The organism is Streptococcus sp. 959 (genome assembly GCF_013277075.1).
Lineage (GTDB): Bacteria > Bacillota > Bacilli > Lactobacillales > Streptococcaceae > Streptococcus > Streptococcus pseudopneumoniae_C.
This window is the reverse complement of record NZ_VMMF01000020.1, coordinates 1-22,210: the sequence shown is the minus strand read 5'-3', so window position 1 is coordinate 22,210 and position 22,210 is coordinate 1. Positions and strand designations below refer to the sequence as shown.

Sequence of the window (22,210 nt, the reverse complement as noted above, 5' to 3'; positions counted from 1 at the left end):
ACAATTTTTGTTCTGGTCGGGGGAAACTTTGAGACCCTAGGCTCAAAGTTTAGGAATGAAACCGAAGGTTTGCTTCCGTCCCCACCACCTAAGACCATTATCAAAAAAGAAGAAAAAAGGAAAATTATGACTAAACCAATTATTTCCATCATCATGGGCTCCAAATCCGACTGGGCAACCATGCAAAAAACAGCAGAAGTTCTAGACCGCTTCGGTGTAGCCTATGAAAAGAAGGTTGTCTCTGCCCACCGCACGCCAGACATTATGTTCAAGCATGCAGAAGAAGCCCGTAGCCGTGGTATCAAGGTCATCATCGCAGGTGCAGGTGGCGCAGCTCATTTGCCAGGTATGGTCGCAGCTAAAACAACCCTTCCAGTCATTGGTGTGCCCGTAAAATCGCGTGCCCTTAGTGGTGTGGACTCGCTCTACTCTATCGTCCAGATGCCAGGTGGAGTGCCTGTCGCAACTATGGCTATCGGTGAAGCAGGTGCGACCAACGCTGCCCTCTTTGCCCTTCGTCTTCTATCAGTAGAGAATCAGTCTATCGCGACAGCATTGGCAGATTTTGCAGAGGAGCAAGGAAAAATCGCAGAGGAGTCTACAAATGAGCTCATCTAAAACAATCGGAATTATCGGTGGTGGTCAACTGGGTCAGATGATGGCCATTTCTGCTATCTACATGGGTCACAAGGTTATCGCTCTGGATCCTGCGGCGGATTGCCCAGCCTCTCGCGTGGCGGAGATCATCGTGGCTCCTTATAATGACGTGGATGCTCTGAGTCAGTTGGCTGAGCGTTGCGATGTCCTCACCTATGAGTTTGAAAATGTCGATGCTGACGGTTTGGATGCGGTTATCAAAGAATGTCAGCTCCCTCAAGGAACCGACCTGCTCCGTATTTCCCAAAATCGCATTTTTGAAAAGGATTTTCTCTCAAGCAAGGCACAAGTCACTGTGGCACCTTACAAGGTCGTGACCTCAAGCCAAGACTTGGAAGATATTGACCTATCGAAAAACTATGTCCTCAAGACTGCGACGGGTGGCTACGATGGCCATGGACAAAAGGTCATTCGCTCAGAAGCAGATTTAGAAGAAGCTTATGCACTAGCGGATTCAGCAGATTGCGTTTTAGAAGAATTCGTCAATTTCGACCTTGAAATTTCTGTCATTGTGTCAGGAAATGGCAAGGACGTGACAGTCTTCCCAGTTCAGGAAAATATACACCGAAACAACATCTTATCTAAAACCATCGTGCCAGCCCGCATTTCAGAAAGTCTAGCAGACAAGGCTAAAGCAATGGCAGTGCGAATCGCAGAACAGCTCAAGTTGTCTGGAACTCTTTGCGTGGAAATGTTTGCGACTGCTGATGACATTATTGTCAACGAAATTGCGCCACGCCCACACAACTCTGGACACTACTCGATTGAAGCCTGTGACTTCTCGCAGTTTGATACCCATATCTTGGGTGTTCTGGGAGCACCATTGCCAGCCATCAAACTACATGAGCCTGCTGTTATGCTTAATGTCCTCGGTCAGCATGTCGAGGTCGCTGAAAAATATGTCACAGAAAATCCAAGCGCCCACCTCCACATGTATGGTAAAATAGAAGCAAAGCACGACCGCAAGATGGGACATGTGACTTTGTTTAGTGATGTGCCGGATGAAGCAGAGGAGTTTGGGAAAGGGATTGATTTTTAAGTGAAAATAGCGATTCTAGGACTTGGAGTCATCGGGACCACCTATGCCTACGCCTTTCAAAAAGCAGGCCATCAGGTGGAACACGTACTGAGAGATAGTAGGAAAAGCACTGCTCCGAAGGAGTTGTCAGTTGATCTGCTAGATGGTCGCTATCATTCCAAGGGTGAAAATAAGCACGACACCTATGAGGTTCGTGTGGCAGAAGTTGATTCGGAATATGATTTTATTTTTCTTAGTGTGCGTCACGGTTTTGTCAAAGAAGCTGTGGAGACCTTGCGAAAAAATAATATCAAAGGTACTCTCGTTTTCTTCTGCAATTTCTGGGATACTCGAAAAGAGGTCCAAGAGTGGGCAGGAGATTACGACTATATTCTGGCTTTTCCGACAGCTGGCGGTCACATGCAAGAGGACCATTTGGATGGTGTCTTGTTTGATCATTTAATGCTAGAAGGTAAGCAAAAAGCACACATTTCTAACTATGGTGATCTGACGACTTTACTGACTTCTGCAGATTTGAAGTGGGAAGTGCCTCATGATATGGTCGAGTGGATTTGGATTCACATGGCGATTAATGCAGGTGTCACTTCGACAGCTGCGCGTTCGGGGAATTTGGAAAATCCAGAACAGCTGGCTCTGAACTTGATGAATAGTTCTTCGGAATTATCATTGGCTATCAAGGCCATTCGAGAGGCTTTGAAAGTCGTAGAAGCGCGTGGAGTGAATTTGAAGCTTTACAAAGCTGAACTCTTGCCATACAAAATTCCCGCATGGATAGCAGGCAAAGCCATGAAAGTCATGTTTGCAAAAAATGAGCTGACCCGAAAAATTATGACCTTGCACAATGATAAGCAGGACATCTTCTACTGTTGTCAAAGTGTTTATCAGACAGGTCAGGAGTTAGGTGTGAAGATGCCCATTCTGGAAGCAAATATGAAGGGTCTTTCGATTTAGGAGGTTTTATGATTCAACTCATTGTCAACGCATTTGTTGAAAAAGAGAAGACCGGAGCAGTCGTCGAAGTCTTGTATGGCTAGTAGCGATCACGAAAAAATGAAAGCTAAGTATGAAGAGCTAGTTGCACAATACCCTGAGAACTATTTAGCTATCTATGATCTACCGCTAGATACAGATTTGAATAAACTCAATCATTATCCACCTGTGTGGATTGGGAAAGAAGAGTTTGAGTGAATATTCAATAAAATAATTAGATATGGATTTAAAATTTATTTTTAACAGGAGATCTTATGACACAAAAATTGCTTATAGATTTTGAAGATACGTTGTCGACTATTGAGTTACCATTAGGAGATAACGTTGTATTGTTTGGTGAGAATGGAACTGGTAAAACTCGAGTATTAAAAACTATTAATTCAATTATTGAGTTGTCTAAGGTTAATTCTGATGTAAAATTGAGGAATATACTAAAAGATTTGAATATAAAAAATTTTAAAATCAATAATATTGGGTATGATGAGATATTTCAGGTCAAAGATAAGATAATAAATAAGGAAAATGAAAATTTTATTGATTATTTTAAACAATATAGTGATATCTTTAGATCGTATGTTGAATTAAAGTCAGAGTTTCTTTCCTCTGGATTTGTTTTGGATAATTTTTCTAATTCTGACATACGACAGACCAGATTAGCGCTTGAATATTTTGAGAAAAGTGATTTTCCTAATAATTTCCGTCCAAATTTAATTAGAAGATGGATTCGAGATATGAGTAAGATATCTGTCAGTGAATTACAAGATGAATCCTTAATTACTGTTACTAAAGTAGGTTTGGAGCTTAAAGAATATGAAAGATTTATTTCTCAAATTGTCAATAATTATGTTCACAGTTTTGATGATTTAGAGTACTATAGCGATCCACGACATCTAAAAGCTAAGAAAAGAAGGTTGAGGAGAGAACTAGCTACTTGGTCTTCGATGTTTATTTCAATAAATGAGATAGATTTTGAATTTTTTTTCACAGAAATTAGAAAACAGATTCATGATTTACAATTAGATATTTTTAGTTCTATCTGGGACAAAAATGGTCAGGAGTTAGAAATTATTAATAAGATTAATAAGTTAGATACCAACGTTGAGCACTTTAACAGTGTGATAAAAAGGTATTTTGATTTAAAAATTGTATTAGATAAAAAAGGGGAATTTCATTTTTATAAGTCGGATAATGAACTTCGTATTTCAAAATTTTCATCTGGTGAACGCAATGTAATATTTTTGTTTTTAAAACTAATTTTTACTGATGCTGATATTTATTTAATAGATGAACCGGAGGTTTCTTTATCTTTGTCGTTCCAGAAGCGAATAATCGGAGATATATTTGATGTTGTTGGTGATAAAAAAGTTATAATAGCTACTCATGCGCCATATATATATAAAGATTTTAAAGCTTATAGCGAAGAAAATAAGGTGGTAAAGATAGAAAGATAATGTTAGAGGAAGAATTAGAAGAAGCATTAGAGATATACGATGAGATTAGTGCTGAGATAAGTTATAGGCCGATTTGTTTAGTAGAAGGAAATAATAAATTTTTTTATCAACAAATTAAAGAATTATACTCTTATGATGTACAAGATGGAGGAAATTGCGTTGATATTATAAAAAAAGTTGAAGAAGCAGCTACTAACAACACAATTGGTATTATAGATGGTGATTATCGATTAGGAGAAAATGGGTTTAAGAATATAGTAAAAATAGATTATTATTCAATTGAAAATATTGCACTAGAACGAATTCCAGATTTTAAGATAATAGTCGAAGAATTAAAAAATAAAAGTGGCGACCCTAAAATTGGTATAGAAAATTTACGAAGTCATGATTTGAAGGTACAGTATTTTCCAAAAGAACTAGATAATCGAGATTATTATATTATACTATGTAGACAATATAATAATCCAGATAGAATTGAGTATGTTGAAGATAAAATTCAAGAATTAGATTCTTTAATAAAATATAAGAATTTAAAAGTAGTTGTTGATAGTACTAGCAAATATTTAAAGATGAAACACAATATTAAAATAAAATATATTACCGACTTACATAAATATTTTGACAATAAATCAATTAAGTATATTCTAAATAGTAAGGAGTATCAAAACTTTATTTCTATTGATTGTTCGATAAAGAACTAAAATAAAAGATAGGACGAAATTGAGGTTTTAAACATAGATTACAGCATCTCTTCTGCAAATGATTAGATTTTACTTAGAAGATGTATTCTATAAAAGTTGAACCTAAACTTCCAATCTTTGATAGAATAAAAATAAACACAACAGAAATGAACAAGGACTCCGTATCCTTTAAAACTAAATACGGGCTACGGACTTCCTTAAAATTGAAAATAGAAAAATGAAAACTAGAAAGGAAAGGACACCAGGATCTACTAATTTGAACCTTGATGGAAAGCTTTGAATTTAGATAACCCGCCTTGGACGTAAACATCCTGCGTTGGGTTCCTAAACTTCAGTCGCTTTCTGGTCGTCCTTGGTATCATAAACAATGATCAACCGTTACTCTCGCCCGGAGATGGCGAATATTTGGAGTGAAGAAAATAAATACCGTGCTTGGCTTGAGGTAGAAATCTTGGCTGACGAGGCATGGGCTGAGTTGGGGGAAATCCCTAAGGAAGATGTTGCTTTGATTCGCGAGAAGGCGGACTTTGACATCGACCGTATTTTGGAAATCGAGCAGGAAACTCGCCACGATGTGGTGGCTTTCACGCGTGCGGTTTCTGAAACACTTGGCGAAGAGCGCAAGTGGGTCCACTATGGGTTGACTTCTACCGACGTGGTGGATACTGCTTATGGCTACCTCTACAAGCAGGCCAACGACATCATCCGTCGTGACCTTGAAAACTTCACTAATATCATCGCTGATAAGGCTAAGGAGCACAAGTTCACCATCATGATGGGGCGTACCCACGGTGTGCATGCGGAACCTACAACTTTTGGTCTTAAATTGGCGACTTGGTACAGCGAAATGAAGCGTAACATCGAGCGTTTCGAGCATGCGGCTGCTGGTGTAGAAGCTGGTAAGATTTCTGGTGCGGTTGGAAACTTTGCCAACATCCCACCATTCGTTGAAAAATATGTCTGCGACAAATTGGGTATTCGTGCTCAAGAAATCTCTACACAGGTCCTTCCTCGTGACCTTCACGCTGAGTACTTTGCAGTTCTTGCTAGCATCGCTACTTCAATCGAACGTATGGCAACAGAAATTCGTGGTTTGCAAAAATCAGAACAACGCGAAGTAGAAGAATTCTTTGCTAAAGGGCAAAAAGGGTCTTCAGCAATGCCTCACAAACGCAACCCTATCGGTTCTGAGAACATGACAGGTCTTGCGCGTGTTATCCGTGGTCACATGATTACAGCCTATGAGAACGTCGCTCTCTGGCACGAACGTGATATTTCCCACTCATCAGCTGAGCGTATCATCACACCAGATACAACCATTTTGATTGACTATATGCTCAACCGTTTTGGAAATATCGTCAAGAACTTGACGGTCTTCCCAGAAAATATGGTCCGCAACATGAACTCTACATTTGGTTTGATCTTCAGCCAACGTGCCATGCTTGCTTTGATTGAAAAAGGCATGACGCGTGAGCAAGCTTACGACCTTGTACAACCAAAGACAGCTCAATCTTGGGATAACCAAGTAGACTTTAAACCACTTCTTGAGGCAGATCCAGAGGTGACATCACGCCTGATTCAAGAGGAAATCGACGAGATCTTCAACCCTCTTTACTACACCAAACGAGTGGATGATATCTTTGAACGTCTTGGACTTGGTGATTAATTAAAAAATAAACAGCGAGGTTCACAATCTCGCTGTTTATTTTTTATCCAAAAGACTTAGTCTTCTTTTCTTTTAGTGAGTCCGTAGGCTGCTAGTGTGGTCATGAGTCCTGCGACTACTAGTCCTGCAGAATGGTGACTTCCTGTTTCAGGAAGTTTTTTCTCTGTTGCCACAGGAGCTGGACCTTGAGGAAGAGCTTTGTTTTCCTCAGCAGGAACAGTTGTTGGAGCCGATTCGCCTGGAATCTCTAGTACTGATTTTTCTTCTGCCGCAGGAGTTGGCACACTTGGGATTTCTTGTGCTGGTTTTTCTTCTTTGACAGCTGCTTGTCCGTTTTCATCGCCTACATGTGTTACCAGAGTTCCGACTTCGACTACTTGTGTAACAGCTTCCTGCGCTACGACACTGGTAACCAATGTTCTAACTTCAGTTCCGTCTGCAGCCGTAGTTACAGAATAGAAATGACTTATACGACCGTTTACACCTTCTGTTACGACACGGGATTGTCCTTTAGGCAATTGATCAGTTTCACGAGTGATGGTTGTAAATGGAATTTCTTCCTCTTGGACATCTAGTCTAGGTTTTGCATCACTAGTTGGTGCAAGACCACTTTCATCCCCCTTGTGGGTTACAGGAGCACCAACTTCGACAACTTGGTTCACAGCTTCTTTGGTTACCTGGCTATCAAGAACGGTTTCTGTTGATTTCCCATTTTCTGTAAGAACAGAGATGTAAGAAGTACGTTCACCTAGAACTCCAGCTTTGACAACTTTTTCTTGTCCAGCTGGGAGATTTGGATTGTCTTTCTTGATAACTTCAAACGGGATTTCTTCTGTCTTCACAAGAAGTTCTGGTCGGTTTTCAACGTTAGCAGCTAGTTCATTTTCATCTAGGCTTCCTGAATGCGTTGCAGCTGGTTTGAGGCCTTGAAGAGCAGCCTTGAGCTTACCTACTAGTGCGTCTAGTTCAGCTTGTTTGCTGCGGTTGAGGTTAAGGTTCAGTCCATCTTTTGCTGCCTTAAGGGCTGCTAGGCTTTCTGCGCTGTATCCGTCTAAGTTTGTAGGAATTTTAGCTAATAATTCACGGAGAGCATTGTAATTAGCTCGGAAGTAGTCTTTGTTGTGGTTTGCAAAGGCAGTCATGAGTTCAAAGATTTCCTCTTCCTTGTACTCAGCACTTGGTCTATCTGCCCAGATTGAAAGCATACTACCAACTGTTGGAAGGTCTACTTCAGGATATTTGGTAGAAGCAAGTTGATTGAATGGTGTTTTTCCAGTATTCTCAATAGCTTTTCTGAGGAAACCACCACCATCTTCTGGTTTTTGACCGAGAATGTAGTACCAATCCCCATTTGTATTCAAGAACTTATAGCCCTTGCTTGCGAGGTATTGAGGTGATGCAAGATTGTAGCCCCACCAGCCTTTAGACCAGTAAGAAATCAAGACATCTTTGTCAAACTGAACATCGTCCTTGTCCTCATAGTAGAAGCCATCGTTGAAGGCCATTGGTTGAAGCCCTCTTTCCTTGGCCATAGCAGCTAGGCTGTTAGAATAATCTGCGAACTTGTTATAGAGTCCATACCATTTGAGGTAGTACCAACCTTGGGCGTTGGTCGCATCGTTAGCGTATTCGTCAGTACCATAGTTGAAAATCTTTGATTTATCAGCAAAGTAATCCATGTATTTACCGATAAGGGCTTTGGTAAAGTTAAGGGCTTCTTGATTTTCAAGGTCCATGGTTGTTTTTGAAACTTTATCAAAGTTGGCTTGAGGATTCTTGATGCCAAGTTTTTCCATGGCAACCAGCATGGCATCCATATGTCCAGGACTATTGATAGCTGGAATCAGACCAATACCTTTTTCCTTAGCGTATTGAACAAGCTCTGTCACTTCTGCCTGTGTCAACGCAGTACCGTTTGGATCGTCGTAGTAAGCTTTCGTTCCTTCGATAATAGCTTTTTTAACGTCATCACTAGCATAGGTTTTTCCGTTGGCAGTAATGGTCATATCATCGAGTAGGAAACGAAGACCATCATTTCCTAGAAGGAGATGGGCATCAGAGTAGCCGAGTTCGCTAGCCTTATCTACGATGCGTTTGAGTTGATCTAGAGAGAAGTATTTGCGACCTGCATCGATGGAAATGACTTTATTCTTATTAAGTTTTTCAAGTTCGCGTTTAGCATCTTCTTCTTTTTGAGCTTCTGGGGTGAAGATTAGCTGACTAATAGCTTCTTGAAGTTTTGCGATCGCTTGATCAATCGTGTCTTGTTGAGCACGGCTGAGGTTGCTATCGAGGGAACGGATGGCTTTTTCAGCTTCTTTGACAGCAGTAACGCTTTCTGTTGTGTAGCGCTTGAGATCTGCTGGAATTTCTTTCAGTGCTTGTTCAGCAGACTGGTAGTCTGCTGCGAAGTATTCAGCGTTGGCATTTGCAAAATGACGCATGAGTTTGAAGAGGCGAGATGGGGAATAACGTGCAGATGGTGTATCAGCCCAAGCGGCTACCATACCACCGATGAATGGAACATCAGCTCCTTCTGTTTTTGGAACAGACGTGATTGGTGTATTTTTAATACCATTGAGCCCCTGATCGAGATTGTACCAACCTTGGCCGTCAGCATTTCGTCCGAGGACGTAGTACCAAGCATCGTTGGTATTAAGGATTTGGTGGCCCTTTTCAGCCAGTAGTTTAGAAGAAGCAACATCGTAGCCACCCCAACCACCAGTCCACATGGAAACGATGATGTCTTTGTCAAAACTACCAAAGCTTGTATCGCTATTGTAGTAGATACCATCGTTAAAGGCCATTGGTTTAAGACCGTGTGATTTTACAATACGAGCAATGTCATTGGCGTAAGAGATGAATTTCTCATATCCTTTTTCAGGGTAACCTTCATTTGGATAATATTTATCCGCTTGAAGCACGCTCCAACCTTTAGCATTTGTTGCATCATTAGCATATTCATCTAGTCCAATATTGAAGATTTCAGACTTATTAGAGAAGTAGTTAGCGTATTTGTCAATCAGAGTTTTAGTAAAATCGACTGCTTGTTTATTATTTAAGTCAACAGTTCGTTCAGATTTTTTACCAAAATAATCGAAGTTAGGATTTTCAATACCCAGTTCTTTCATGGCATTGAGAATGGCATCCATATGTCCAGGACTATTGACAGTTGGAATCACTCCAATACCTTTGTCTTTGGCATAATTGATCAAATCTGTCATCTGACTTTCAGTGAGATGGTTACCATTTGGATCATTGTAATAAGAGTTTGTTCCATGTTCAATAGCACGTTTGACATCATCACTTGAGTAGGTTTTATCGCCCACTTTCATAGACATATCATCCAACATGAAACGGAGTCCATCGTTACCTACTAAGAGATGGAGGTCTGTATAACCATATTCTTTGGCCTTATCGATAATTTCTTTGAGCTGCTCAGGTGAGAAATATTTACGTCCAGCGTCAATTGAAACAATTTTTCGTTTAGCTAATTTTTCATTTTGAGTTGTAGCGCGTTCCTTTCCTGCCTCTGTTGTTGGTTTATCAGCCTCTGCTTTCGTTTTATCTTTTTTATCATTTTTGTCAACTTCTGACTTATCAGTCTTAACTATGTTAGACTCTTTGGAATCAGCCTCTTCTAGCTCTTCCTTTTTAGGAGTAACTTCCTCTGACTTTTTATCAGAAATTTCTTTTTCAGCAGTAGCAGAAGTTAGCACTTTTTCTTTATCACTAGGAGTAAAGCCTTCTTCCTCTTGTGATTTTTCTTCTGTTTTTGAAAGACTAGCTACCTTATCAGTAGATGGAGTTTCTGCTTCTACAGTTTTTGGGGCTTCTGGTTGAAGCTCGGTTTTAGGTGTTTCCTCTGTCCGATTTTCGGATGCTTGAGGGGAATCGGAAACCGTATGGATGGATGGTTGGTTTTCCGTAGTCGGAGTTATTCCATCGGCTGCAACAGCTTGTGCTTGGAAAGCAAATCCAATTAGAACAGAAGCTGCTCCTACAGCATATTTACGAATGGAAAAACGCTGTTGTTTTTCATGTTTCATTGCAAAACCTCCTGATTGCATTTTAATATTGATAACGTTTACACAATTCAACAATTTTATTTTATTTGTTACGTTAACAGGAGTCAAGTAGGATTACTTTAAAACTATAATAAGTATAAAAACTAATAAAAATTAAGCATACAATTCTATTTATTAACATATCTATAGGTAGTGTAATTCGATCTTATTTCTATAAAATATTCTACAAAATATAGAAGGTCATACAAAAAGTAAGCGCTTTCTTTTTATTGTGGTATAATATGTATAGAAAAAGCCTAAGCGGTGCTCAGGCTTTCTTCTTAGTGATCACGGTCACATGAAATGAATTTGATTTTGTAATAATCCGCTCGTTTATAAGTTTCGCTGTAAGCGAGAACTTGACCAGTAGACTCTAGCTTAGTAGTCTTGGTTTGTAAAACGGTTGGGAATTGCTCATCGACTCCGAGGACCGAAGCCGCATGTTCTGGAGTTGGAAATGCTATTTCATTGATTTCTTCAAAATGTTCATCATTCATGTGAATGTGGTAATCTGATTTGAAACGGTTATAGATAGAACTATAATATTCAAGATTTGGATAATTTGCGTTGATGTATTGTTCTGGGATATATGATGTGTGGTAGATGTATGCGACACCATTTGTTTCGCGGACACGTTCAATCTTGTAGTAGAACTGATCACCACGTAATCCAAGTTTTTCCAAGTAGTTTAGTTTATTTCCGCGTTCAATAGAAAGGACGGTCACCTTATCATCTTTAGTTTCAAAAACTTCTACATCTGAAAACTCTACGAGTTTGTGTTTGCGTGCGCGTGAAACGAATGTACCCTTTCCTTGTTGGCGGACAATATAACCATCTTTGGCAAGGTCGTTTAAGGCACGGACAACTGTGATAGAACTAACATCATACATTGCAATCAATTCAGCTTCAGTGTAAAATTTATCTCCACTTGCAAATTGCCCAGAGATGATTTTGTTCTTTAATTCATCTTTTATATATTGATACTTTGGAATTGCCATAATTTCACCTCGATTTTCCTTCTCCGTTAAAGATTTTACCATAAAACTGGAAAGAATGGTAGTCTTTTGAATAAAAAAATTAGAATAATAGGCTATAAGGTTAATTTACATAGGAATAAATAGAAAAACATACATTTTTATACATGGTACTAAAATGTTGTTATGATTATAGATTACAAGATTTTTATAAGTTTTTTGTGTAAAAGTTGGTGAAAAATGAAAAAAATTGTGAAAAGCTATTGACAAATGTGGTATATTGAGTTATATTCAATATATCAACAAATGAAAGCGAAATTTTTAATTGTCAGAAGGTAGTAAAATGACACGATTTGAGATTAGGGACGATTTCTATTTAGATGGGGAATCGTTCAAGATTTTGTCCGGCGCCATTCATTATTTTAGGATTCCTCCAGAAGATTGGTATCATTCGCTCTATAACTTGAAAGCCCTTGGTTTTAATACGGTAGAGACTTATGTAGCTTGGAATTTACATGAGCCTCGTGAGAGTGAGTTTCACTTTGAAGGAGCTCTGGATTTGGAGCGATTTCTACAGATAGCACAAGATTTGGGTCTCTATGCTATCGTTCGTCCGTCTCCCTTTATCTGTGCGGAATGGGAATTCGGTGGTTTACCGGCTTGGCTCTTAACCAAAGATATGAGAATCCGCTCATCTGACCCAGCCTATATTGGAGCTGTGGGTCGCTATTATGACCAACTCTTGTCACGATTGGTTCCACATTTATTGGACAATGGTGGGAATATCCTCATGATGCAGGTTGAAAATGAGTATGGTTCTTACGGAGAGGATAAGGCTTATCTGAGAGCGATTCGACAGTTGATGGAAGAGCGTGGCGTAACCTGTCCCCTCTTTACGTCAGATGGTCCTTGGAGAGCTACTCTGAAAGCGGGAACCTTAATCGAAGATGACCTCTTTGTAACAGGCAACTTTGGCTCTAAGGCCCCTTACAACTTTTCACAGATGCAGGATTTCTTTGATGAATATGGCAAGAAATGGCCACTCATGTGTATGGAGTTCTGGGATGGCTGGTTCAATCGTTGGAAAGAACCGATTATCACACGGGATCCAAAAGAATTGGCAGATGCAGTTCGAGAAGTTTTGGAGCAAGGTTCCATCAATCTCTACATGTTCCATGGCGGTACAAACTTTGGCTTCATGAATGGTTGCTCGGCTCGAGGAACTTTGGATCTGCCACAAGTTACATCTTATGATTACGATGCCCTTCTGGATGAAGAAGGAAATCCAACTGCTAAATATCTGGCAGTCAAGAAGATGATGGCGACACATTTCCCAGAGTATCCGCAGTTGGAACCACTCTATAAGGAAAGCATGAAAGTGGACGCTATTCCACTTGCTGAAAAAGTTTCCTTGTTTGAAACCTTAGATAGCTTGTCTAGTCCAGTAGAAAGTCTCTATCCTCAAAAGATGGAGGAGCTAGGACAAAGTTATGGCTATCTTCTCTATCGCACTGAGGCAAGTTGGGATGCAGAAGAAGAAAGACTTCGTATCATTGATGGTCGAGATAGGGCCCAGCTTTATGTCGATGGTCAGTGGATTGAAACCCAATATCAGACAGAGATTGGGGAAGATATTTTTTATCAAGGTAAAAAGAAAGCGCTGTCTAGATTGGATATCTTGATAGAAAATATGGGGCGTGTCAACTATGGTCACAAGTTCTTAGCTGATACGCAGCGTAAAGGAATCCGAACAGGTGTCTGCAAGGATTTACACTTCTTACTAAACTGGAAACACTATCCACTACCACTGGATAATCCTGAGAAAATTGATTTTTCAAAAGGATGGACAGAAGGACAACCAGCCTTTTACGCTTATGACTTTACAGTCGAGGAGCCGAAAGATACTTACCTAGACTTGTCTGAGTTTGGTAAGGGGGTTGCCTTTGTCAATGGGCAGCATCTAGGACGTTTTTGGAACGTTGGCCCAACACTCTCGCTTTATATTCCGCATAGCTATCTCAAGGAAGGTGCCAACCGCATCATTATCTTTGAAACAGAAGGTGAATATAAAGAAGAAATTTATTTAACTCGTAAACCTACACTAAAACATATAAAGGGGGAAAACTTATGACAATTGTAGGATGCCGTATCGATGGACGTTTGATCCACGGACAAGTAGCCAATCTATGGGCTGGAAAACTAAATGTTTCACGTATTATGGTTGTGGACGACGAAGTTGTCAACAACGACGTTGAAAAGAGTGGTTTGAAACTAGCGACACCACCAGGTGTGAAATTGAGTATTTTGCCAATTGAAAAAGCGGCAGCCAATATTCTTGCTGGTAAATACGATAGCCAACGTCTCTTTATCGTTGCTCGTAAACCAGACCGTTTCCTTGGTTTGGTAGAAGCAGGTGTACCACTTGAAACCCTTAATGTTGGGAATATGTCTCAAACACCAGAAACTCGCGCCATCACACGTTCTATCAACGTAGTGGACAAGGATGTGGAAGATTTCCACAAACTGGCAGAAAAAGGTGTTAAACTTACTGCTCAAATGGTTCCAAATGATCCAGTTTCAGACTTTTTGAGCTTATTAAAATAGGAAAAAATTTTTAGGAGGTCATTGTTATGATACAATGGTGGCAAATTTTACTTCTCACTTTGTACTCAGCTTATCAAATCTGTGATGAGTTGACGATCGTTTCATCTGCAGGTTCCCCTGTATTTGCTGGTTTCATTACTGGTTTAATCATGGGAGATGTGACTACTGGTCTGCTTATCGGTGGTAACTTGCAACTGTTCGTTCTTGGGGTTGGTACCTTCGGTGGTGCTTCTCGTATCGACGCAACTTCTGGTGCGGTTCTTGCGACAGCCTTCTCTGTTTCACAAGGAATTGATACAGCACTTGCAATTACAACAATCGCTGTGCCAGTAGCAGCTCTCTTGACATACTTCGACGTTCTTGGTCGTATGACAACTACTTTCTTCGCTCACCGTGTGGATGCTGCAATCGAACGCTTTGACTATAAAGGTATTGAACGCAACTACCTACTTGGTGCGATTCCTTGGGCTTTATCTCGTGCCCTTCCAGTCTTCTTTGCCCTTGCTTTTGGTGGTGAATTTGTACAACACGTAGTAGACTTCGTTACAAAATACCAATGGGTTGCAGATGGCTTGACACTCGCAGGACGTATGCTTCCAGGTCTTGGATTTGCAATCTTGCTTCGTTATCTTCCAGTTAAACGTAACCTTCACTACCTTGCTATGGGATTCGGTTTGACAGCTATGTTGACTGTTCTTTACTCATATGTAACAGGTCTTGGTGGCGCTGTTGCTGGTATCGTAGGCACTCTACCGAAAGATGTTGCTGAAAAAATTGGTTTCGTGAACAACTTCAAAGGATTGTCTATGATTGGTATTTCTATCGTAGGTATCTTCCTTGCAGTGCTTCACTTCAAAAATAGCCAAAAAGTAGCTGTAGCAGCACCTTCTACACCATCAGAAAGTGGGGAAATCGAAGATGACGAATTCTAATTACAAACTTACAAAAGAAGATTTTAATCAAATCAATAAACGTAGCTTGTTTACTTTCCAATTAGGTTGGAACTACGAACGTATGCAAGCTTCTGGTTACCTGTACATGATCTTGCCTCAATTGCGTAAAATGTATGGGGATGGAACTCCTGAATTGAAAGAAATGATGAAAGTTCATACTCAATTCTTCAATACTTCACCATTCTTCCATACCATTATCGCTGGTTTTGACCTTGCCATGGAAGAAAAAGATGGTGTAGGTTCAAAAGATGCCGTTAACGGTATCAAGACAGGTTTGATGGGACCATTTGCTCCTCTTGGAGATACAATCTTTGGTTCGCTTGTACCTGCTATCATGGGATCTATCGCAGCAACTATGGCTATCGCTGGCCAACCTTGGGGTATCTTCCTTTGGATTGCAGTTGCAGTAGTGTATGACATCTTCCGTTGGAAACAGTTAGAATTTGCCTACAAAGAAGGGGTTAACCTTATCAACAACATGCAAAGTACATTGACAGCTTTGATTGACGCTGCATCTGTACTTGGTGTCTTCATGATGGGTGCTCTTGTAGCCACAATGATCAACTTTGAAATTTCTTATAAATTGCCAATCGGTGAAAAGATGATTGATTTCCAAGACATCTTGAACCAAATCTTCCCACGTTTGCTTCCAGCAATCTTTACTGCCTTTATCTTCTGGTTGCTTGGTAAGAAAGGTATGACCTCTACTAAAGCTATCGGTATCATTATCGTTCTTGCAGTAGGTCTTTCTGCCCTTGGTCACTTTGCATTTGGAATGGGACCTAAATAAGTTTTATGGTAAAATCATTAATTTTGGTCAGCCATGGTCGCTTCTGTGAGGAGCTTAAAGGCAGCACTGAAATGATTATGGGTCCACAAGACAATATTCATACAGTAGCTCTTCTTCCAGAAGATGGCCCAGAAGAATTTACTGCAAAATTTGAAGCTGCTATTGAAGGATTGGATGATTTCCTAGTCTTTGCGGATCTTCTCGGTGGAACACCATGTAACGTGGTCAGTCGTTTGATTATGGAAGGTCGCGACATTGAACTCTACGCAGGGATGAATCTGCCAATGGTGATTGAATTTATCAATGCGAGCCTTACAGGTGCAGATGCGGACTATAAGAACCGTGCTGCAGAAAGCATTGTGAAAGTTAATGACCTGTTAGCGAGCTTCGATGATGACGAAGATGAATAATACTCTTCGAAAATCTCTTTAAACCAGGCTAGTATAGCCTTGCCGTAGGTATGTGTTACTGACTTCGTCAGTTCTATCTGCAACCTCAAAGCAGTGCTTTGAGCAACCTGCGGCTAGTTTCCTAGTTTGCTCTTTGATTTTCATTGAGTATACGATGTGACAACGTGAAAATCGTTAGAGCATTTTATATAGAATATACATGGGAATGGGGCTTACTCCCATTCCCATATTTAATAGAAAAAGAGGAACTCAATGCTACATTATACAAAAGAAGACTTGCTCGAATTGGGTGCAGAAATCACTACACGTGAAATCTACCAACAGCCTGATGTATGGAAAGAAGCTTTTGAATCTTATCAAGAACAACGTGAAGAAATTGCAGCCTTTCTACAAGGGATTGCTGATAAACATGATTATATCAAGGTTATCTTGACAGGTGCGGGGACTTCTGCTTATGTGGGAGACACCTTGCTACCTTACTTTAAGGAAGTCTATGACGAACGCAAATGGAATTTCAATGCTATTGCGACCACAGATATCGTTGCCAATCCAGAAACTTATTTGAAAAAAGATGTGGCAACTGTACTTGTGTCTTTTGCTCGTAGTGGGAACTCACCTGAAAGTGTGGCGACTGTTGATTTGGCCAAAGCCTTGGTGGATGAGCTTTATCAGGTGACTATTACTTGTGCAGCGGACGGTGAGTTGGCTCTTCAAGCTCATGGAGATGACCGCAATCTCTTGCTTTTGCAACCAGCTGCTTCTAATGACGCTGGATTTGCTATGACTTCTAGCTTTACGTCTATGATGTTGACAGCTCTCTTGGTCTTTGATCCTACAGAATTTGCTGTTAAAGCTGAACGTTTTGAAGTTGTATCTAGTCTTGCCCGTAAAATTCTAGAAAATGCAGAAGATGTCAAAGAACTTGTTGACCTAGACTTTAACCGTGTCATTTATCTAGGCGCTGGTCCTTTCTTTGGACTTGCTCATGAAGCTCAGCTCAAAATTTTGGAACTGACTGCTGGTCAAGTTGCGACTATGTATGAAAGCCCAGTCGGATTCCGTCACGGTCCAAAATCTCTTATCAACGAAGATACAGTTGTTTTGGTCTTTGGTACAACAACAGACTACACTCGCAAGTACGACTTGGATTTGGTTCGTGAAGTTGCTGGTGACCAGATTGCTCGTCGTGTTGTGCTTTTGAGTGATCAAGCCTTTGGTCTTGAAAATGTCAAAGAAGTGGCCCTTGGCTGTGGCGGTGTCTTGAATGATATTTACCGTGTCTTCCCTTACATCGTTTATGCCCAACTCTTTGCCCTATTGACTTCACTTAAGGTAGAAAATAAACCAGATACACCGTCTCCTACAGGAACAGTAAACCGTGTGGTACAAGGTGTGATTATCCACGAATATCAAAAGTAAGGAAATGTTTATGAATTCTTGACAAGAGAATTTGTAATACTCAATGAAAATCAAAGAGCAAACTAGGAAGCTAGCCGCAGGCTGTACTTGAGTACGGCAAGGCGAAGCTGACGTGGTTTGAATTTGATTTTCGAAGAGTATAAATCATCAGATAAACCATAGATTGTCAGTAGGCTTTCTATGGTTTGTTTGCTTGAGAGAAATAGTAAAAGGAGAACAGAATGAAAGCATACACAGAGCGTGTATTTGGAAATGTTGAGGGCAAGGATGTCTTGGCCTATCGCTTTGAGACTGAGGCAGGTTATCAGCTTGAGGTCATGACTTATGGTGCGACCATCTTGCGCTATGTTACACCTGACAAGGCTGGAAATTTTGCCAACGTTATCTTGGGATTTGATGACTTTGATAGCTATGTAGGCAATAGTCCTAAACATGGGGCTAGCGTAGGTCCTGTAGCAGGACGTATTGCAGGTGCGACCTTTGAACTCAATGGCCAGACCTATGACCTTGAAGTCAACAATGCTAGCAACTGTAACCACAGTGGCTCAACAGGTTGGGATTCAAGCTTGTTTGAACTAGTTGAAGTGAGCGATCATGGCTTGACCCTCTATACAGAGCGCACAGATGGGACAGGAGGGTTCCCTGGTAACCTCAAGATCTGGATCGATTACCACTTAGAAGAAACTGGTGCCTACGAAATCAGCTATAAAGTAACAACTGATCAGGATACGCTGGTCAATCCAACCAACCACAGCTATTTCAACTTGTCTGGTGATTTCACGCAGACAATTGACCGTCATGTCTTCCAACTAAATACAGAGGGCATTTACCCAATCGCTCCCGACGGTGTTCCTGCCAAAACTCCAGACGCCAATCGTGATGTGATTAAACACATCTACAATGGTGCCTTGTTGAAGGATATCTTTACAGAGGAAGATGAGCAAATCCAGCTGGTATCTGGTTTGGATCATCCATTTGCCCTCCCTGCAGGTCATGACAATGCTGGATTCCTTTATGACCAAAATTCAGGTCGCTTCCTACTTTTCAAGACAGAAGCTCCTTGCTTTGTAGTCTACACAGCAAACTTTGTGGATGAAAGTGTCATCATAGGAGGTCAGCCAATGCTACAGCACAATGGGATTGCTCTTGAAGCGCAAGCTTTACCAGATGCCATTCACAGTGACCTCAAAGACCAAGTCATTCTTAAAGCCGGTCAAACCTTCACTAGTAAGACACGTTATGAGCTTGTTGTGAAATAAAGGATGAAGATTCTACTTTTCGGGGTGAGTTTTATTTACCTCATGACATTGGTAGAAACGGGCAAAGAATAGGAAAATATGATATAATTTAATATCGAAAATACCTGTCCTATCTAAAGGATAAAAGGAGAAAAAGATGAAGAAAATTGTATTTGCTAGTGCCTTGGCTTTGACCTTGGCAGGAGCAGTTTTGACAACTGATGTTTTTGCGAATGACAGATTGGTGGCAACACAATCTATTAATGGTAAAAATGAAAATGTATTGACCTCAGAGGTGCTAAAACCTTCTAGTGGTAACGTTTTGGTTGGAATCAAGGGAGAATTTTTAACTCCAAATAAACAATCTATTTTGGACGTGATTAATAAGATTCGTAAGGAAGCAGCTGATGAAGGTTTGGTAGATAAGTATGTCCCTATTAAATGGTCTACTGATCTTGAGAAAACTGCTTTTGTACGAGCTACTGAGGTGTCAGTAGCTTTAAAACCTGAGCGTCTTTCTACAAAAGAAATCTGGACTGCTTTTCCATCTAGTAATAGTATAAGAGGAGAAGCTTTAGATGTGAACTATGAAGGTTTTCTAAAAGCAATTGAAAACTGGCATGCTGAGAAGGCGAATTATGTAGCGAAAAAGAAGGGTGGGACCTCTAAAGAATTTACAGGTTATTATGAGGTGTTGATCAATTCTAAATTTACCTATGTGGGTCTCGCAGCCTTTAAAAACGCAGCTAGCTCTCAGCAAGTAGCGACGATTTCTTTAGCTTTAGGTGATGATGCTTCTTCAGAGGAATTGGCTGGTGGATATGGTTCTGCTATTCAGTATACAGAAGTGACTGCCTCAAACCTTTCAACCGTTAAAAGTAAAGCTACAGTTGTAGAAAAATCGTTGAAAGATTTTAGAACATCTACATCTAGTCAGTCTGGCTGGGTACAATCTAATGGGAAATGGTATTTTTATGAATCTGGTGATGTGAAGACAGGCTGGGTGAAAACGGGTGGCAAATGGTACTACTTGAATGATTTAGGTGTCATGCAGACTGGATTTGTAGAAGTTGATGGTGCATGGTATTTCCTTGATAGTTCAGGCGCGATGTTTACAGGCTGGGGAACAGATGGTAGTAGATGGTTCTACTTTGATGGCTCAGGAGCTATGAAGACAGGCTGGTACAAGGAAAATGGTACTTGGTATTATCTTGATCAATCAGGTGTCATGAAGACAGGTTGGTTTAAAGTAGGCAAGCACTGGTACTATGCATATGGTTCAGGAGCTCTAGCAGTCAGCACAACAACACCAGATGGTTACCGTGTAAATGGTAATGGTGAATGGGTGAACTAGGCTGAAAATAGCAAGTCATAGGTAAAGTATTCATCTTACTTAGCAAAAAGAGTAAACGATAAGAAAGAGGTTGATGACGAACATTGACCTCTTTTGGTTTATAAAGATTGGATTCTTTGTCGCTTCAATTTCAGACTTTTCTATTATGAGCTAATATTTTATAGTATATTAAGAGTATAATCGGTAATCTAATTAAAAAATACTGTAATTAGTTTGAAACTCCTCACTTATTTGTCTAGATTTTGTTTCCGTTTTCTATTGTTGCAGTTCACTGTATTCTTCTATAAAATTGCAGTATATTTTTAAGTATATTTCAATAGAAATTTCTATCGATTTATTGTATAATGATAAGCAATTATTGAAAAGTACTCAGAAAATTCAATACTATATTATTCTTGTGTTTATACTTTTATGCTACAAAATACAGGTTGATATAAAGAGTATAGAAAAGTGAGGTTAATATGAGCCGAAAAAATATTGGTGAGAAACGCCAGAGTTTCTCGATGAGAAAGTTGTCAGTGGGATTGGTATCAGTTACTGTAGCTAGTTTCTTTTTGATGAGTCAAGGGATTCAATCGGTATCAGCCGATCATATGGAAAGTCCAATTCATTATAAGTATATGACTGAGGGTGAATTGACAGACGAGGAAAAATCCTTGCTGGTAGAGGCCCTTCCACAACTGGCTGAAGAATCAGATGATACTTATTACTTGGTTTATAGACCTCAGCAGTTTTTACCGAATACAGGTTTTAACCCAACTGTTGGTACTTTCCTTTTTACTGCAGGCTTGAGCTTGTTAGTTTTATTGGTTTCTAAAAGGGAAAATGGGAAGAAACGACTTGTTCATTTTCTGCTGTTAACTAGCATGGGAGTTCAATTGTTGCCGGCCAGTGCTTTTGGATTGACCAGCCAAATTTTATCTGCCTATAATAGTCAATTTGCTATCGGAGTCGGGGAACATTTGCCAGAGCCTCTGAAAATCGAAGGTTATCAATACATTGGTTATATCAAGACTAAGAAACAGGATAATGCAGGGATTTCAAGGACAGTCGATGGGAAATACTCTGCTCAAAAAGATAATCAACCAGACTCTACAAAAACATCGGATGTAGTTCATTCAGCTGATTTAGAATGGAACAAAGGGCAGGGGAAGCTTAGTTTACAAGGTGAAGCATCAGGGGATGATAGACTTTCAGAAAAATCTTCGATAGCAGCAGAAAATCTATCTTCTAATGATTCACTCGCAAGTCAAGTTGAGCAGAATCCGGGTTACAAAGGAGAATCTGTAGTTCGACCAACATTGCCAGAACAAGAAAATCCTGTGTCTGCTACAACGGTGCAGAGTGCGGAAGAGGAAGTATTGGCGATGACAAACGATCGACCAGAATATAAACTTCCATTGGAAGCCAAAGGCACGCAAGAACCAGGTCATGAGGGCGAAGCCGCAGTCCGAGAAGAGACTCCAGAATACACTAAGCCGGTAGCGACAAAAGGCACGCAAGAGTCAGGTCATGAGGGCGTAGCAGTAGTCCGCGAAGAATCTCCNNCAACGAAAGGCACGCAAGAGCCCGGTCACGAAGGTGAAGCGACAGTCCGCGAAGAAACACCAGAGTATACTAAACCACTCGAAACTAAAGGTACGCAAGAACTAGGTCATGAAGGCGAAGCGGTAGTGCAACCGGAGTTACCAGAGTATAAAGTTTCAGAAGAGAAAAAAGGCACACAAGAGCCCGGTCACGAAGGTGAAGCGGCAGTGCAACCGGAGTTGCCAGAGTATAAAGTTTCAGAAGAGAAAAAAGGCACACAAGAGCCCGGTCACGAAGGTGAAGAGGCAGTGCAACCGGAGTTGCCAGAGTACACTGACCCAGTAGCGACAAAAGGCACGCAAGAACCGGG

General features: G+C 40.4%; 17 protein-coding genes and 1 pseudogene. 16 read left to right on the top strand and 2 right to left on the bottom strand.

What is annotated here, in order from left to right:
* Positions 1–126 precede the first annotated feature (126 nt).
* From purE to purB, 7 genes and pseudogenes are all read left to right on the top strand, one after another.
* The gene (gene purE / locus HT717_RS07355; RefSeq protein WP_173304874.1) at positions 127–618 is read left to right on the top strand and encodes a 5-(carboxyamino)imidazole ribonucleotide mutase; all 492 of its coding nucleotides are present in this window, start codon (positions 127–129) and stop codon (positions 616–618) included.
* Positions 605–1,696: a 5-(carboxyamino)imidazole ribonucleotide synthase gene (gene purK / locus HT717_RS07350; RefSeq protein ID WP_240149510.1), complete on the top strand. Its 1,092-nt coding sequence runs from the start codon at positions 605–607 to the stop codon at positions 1,694–1,696. The genes purE and purK overlap by 14 nt, the downstream gene beginning before the upstream one ends.
* On the top strand, positions 1,697–2,647 hold the full coding sequence (locus HT717_RS07345; protein WP_173304870.1) for a 2-dehydropantoate 2-reductase N-terminal domain-containing protein: 951 nt from the start codon (positions 1,697–1,699) through the stop codon (positions 2,645–2,647).
* 8 nt (positions 2,648–2,655) lie between these two features.
* Positions 2,656–2,884 (top strand): annotated as a pseudogene (locus HT717_RS07340) (phosphoribosylaminoimidazole carboxylase).
* A 56-nt stretch (positions 2,885–2,940) separates the two neighbouring features.
* Positions 2,941–4,137, top strand: coding sequence for an AAA family ATPase (locus HT717_RS07335; RefSeq protein ID WP_173304866.1), 1,197 nt, complete (start codon positions 2,941–2,943; stop codon positions 4,135–4,137).
* Positions 4,137–4,838 carry a hypothetical protein gene (locus HT717_RS07330; protein ID WP_173304864.1) on the top strand — a complete coding sequence of 234 codons (702 nt, stop codon included), beginning with the start codon at positions 4,137–4,139 and terminating at the stop codon, positions 4,836–4,838. The genes HT717_RS07335 and HT717_RS07330 overlap by 1 nt, the downstream gene beginning before the upstream one ends.
* 367 nt (positions 4,839–5,205) lie before the next feature.
* Positions 5,206–6,504 carry an adenylosuccinate lyase gene (purB, locus tag HT717_RS07325; protein WP_173304862.1) on the top strand — a complete coding sequence of 433 codons (1,299 nt, stop codon included), beginning with the start codon at positions 5,206–5,208 and terminating at the stop codon, positions 6,502–6,504.
* Between the two features lie 56 nt (positions 6,505–6,560).
* On the opposite strand, the gene strH is transcribed toward purB, so the two are convergent.
* Together strH and HT717_RS07315 are read right to left on the bottom strand one after the other, a co-directional pair.
* Entirely contained in the window at positions 6,561–10,553 is a 3,993-nt protein-coding gene (gene strH / locus HT717_RS07320; protein WP_173304860.1) for an LPXTG-anchored beta-N-acetylhexosaminidase StrH, read from the bottom strand.
* A 299-nt stretch (positions 10,554–10,852) separates the two neighbouring features.
* Complete coding sequence (locus HT717_RS07315) at positions 10,853–11,569, bottom strand: GntR family transcriptional regulator (protein WP_001007190.1); 717 nt, start codon at positions 11,567–11,569, stop codon at positions 10,853–10,855.
* A gap of 319 nt (positions 11,570–11,888) precedes the next feature.
* Between HT717_RS07315 and HT717_RS07310 the strand changes: the two genes are divergently transcribed.
* The 9 genes from HT717_RS07310 to HT717_RS07270 all read left to right on the top strand — a co-directional run.
* Positions 11,889–13,676, top strand: coding sequence for a beta-galactosidase (locus HT717_RS07310; RefSeq protein WP_173304858.1), 1,788 nt, complete (start codon positions 11,889–11,891; stop codon positions 13,674–13,676).
* Positions 13,673–14,149 (top strand): PTS system mannose/fructose/N-acetylgalactosamine-transporter subunit IIB, encoded by a 477-nt coding sequence (locus tag HT717_RS07305; protein WP_000156971.1) that lies wholly within the window; start codon positions 13,673–13,675, stop codon positions 14,147–14,149. Before HT717_RS07310 ends, HT717_RS07305 begins: the two co-directional genes overlap by 4 nt.
* A gap of 26 nt (positions 14,150–14,175) precedes the next feature.
* Positions 14,176–15,081, top strand: coding sequence for a PTS mannose/fructose/sorbose/N-acetylgalactosamine transporter subunit IIC (locus tag HT717_RS07300; protein ID WP_000617016.1), 906 nt, complete (start codon positions 14,176–14,178; stop codon positions 15,079–15,081).
* On the top strand, positions 15,068–15,892 hold the full coding sequence (locus HT717_RS07295) for a PTS system mannose/fructose/sorbose family transporter subunit IID (RefSeq protein ID WP_033687920.1): 825 nt from the start codon (positions 15,068–15,070) through the stop codon (positions 15,890–15,892). The genes HT717_RS07300 and HT717_RS07295 overlap by 14 nt, the downstream gene beginning before the upstream one ends.
* 5 nt (positions 15,893–15,897) lie before the next feature.
* The gene (locus HT717_RS07290; protein ID WP_173304856.1) at positions 15,898–16,302 is read left to right on the top strand and encodes a PTS sugar transporter subunit IIA; all 405 of its coding nucleotides are present in this window, start codon (positions 15,898–15,900) and stop codon (positions 16,300–16,302) included.
* Between the two features lie 252 nt (positions 16,303–16,554).
* On the top strand, positions 16,555–17,721 hold the full coding sequence (locus HT717_RS07285; protein WP_173304854.1) for an SIS domain-containing protein: 1,167 nt from the start codon (positions 16,555–16,557) through the stop codon (positions 17,719–17,721).
* 221 nt (positions 17,722–17,942) lie between these two features.
* Positions 17,943–18,980: an aldose epimerase family protein gene (locus tag HT717_RS07280; protein ID WP_173304852.1), complete on the top strand. Its 1,038-nt coding sequence runs from the start codon at positions 17,943–17,945 to the stop codon at positions 18,978–18,980.
* A 136-nt stretch (positions 18,981–19,116) separates the two neighbouring features.
* Positions 19,117–20,313 carry a CAP domain-containing protein gene (locus HT717_RS07275; RefSeq protein ID WP_173304850.1) on the top strand — a complete coding sequence of 399 codons (1,197 nt, stop codon included), beginning with the start codon at positions 19,117–19,119 and terminating at the stop codon, positions 20,311–20,313.
* A 461-nt stretch (positions 20,314–20,774) separates the two neighbouring features.
* The coding region (locus HT717_RS07270; protein WP_240149509.1) for a YSIRK-type signal peptide-containing protein at positions 20,775–22,210 on the top strand (1,436 nt) is incomplete at its 3' end.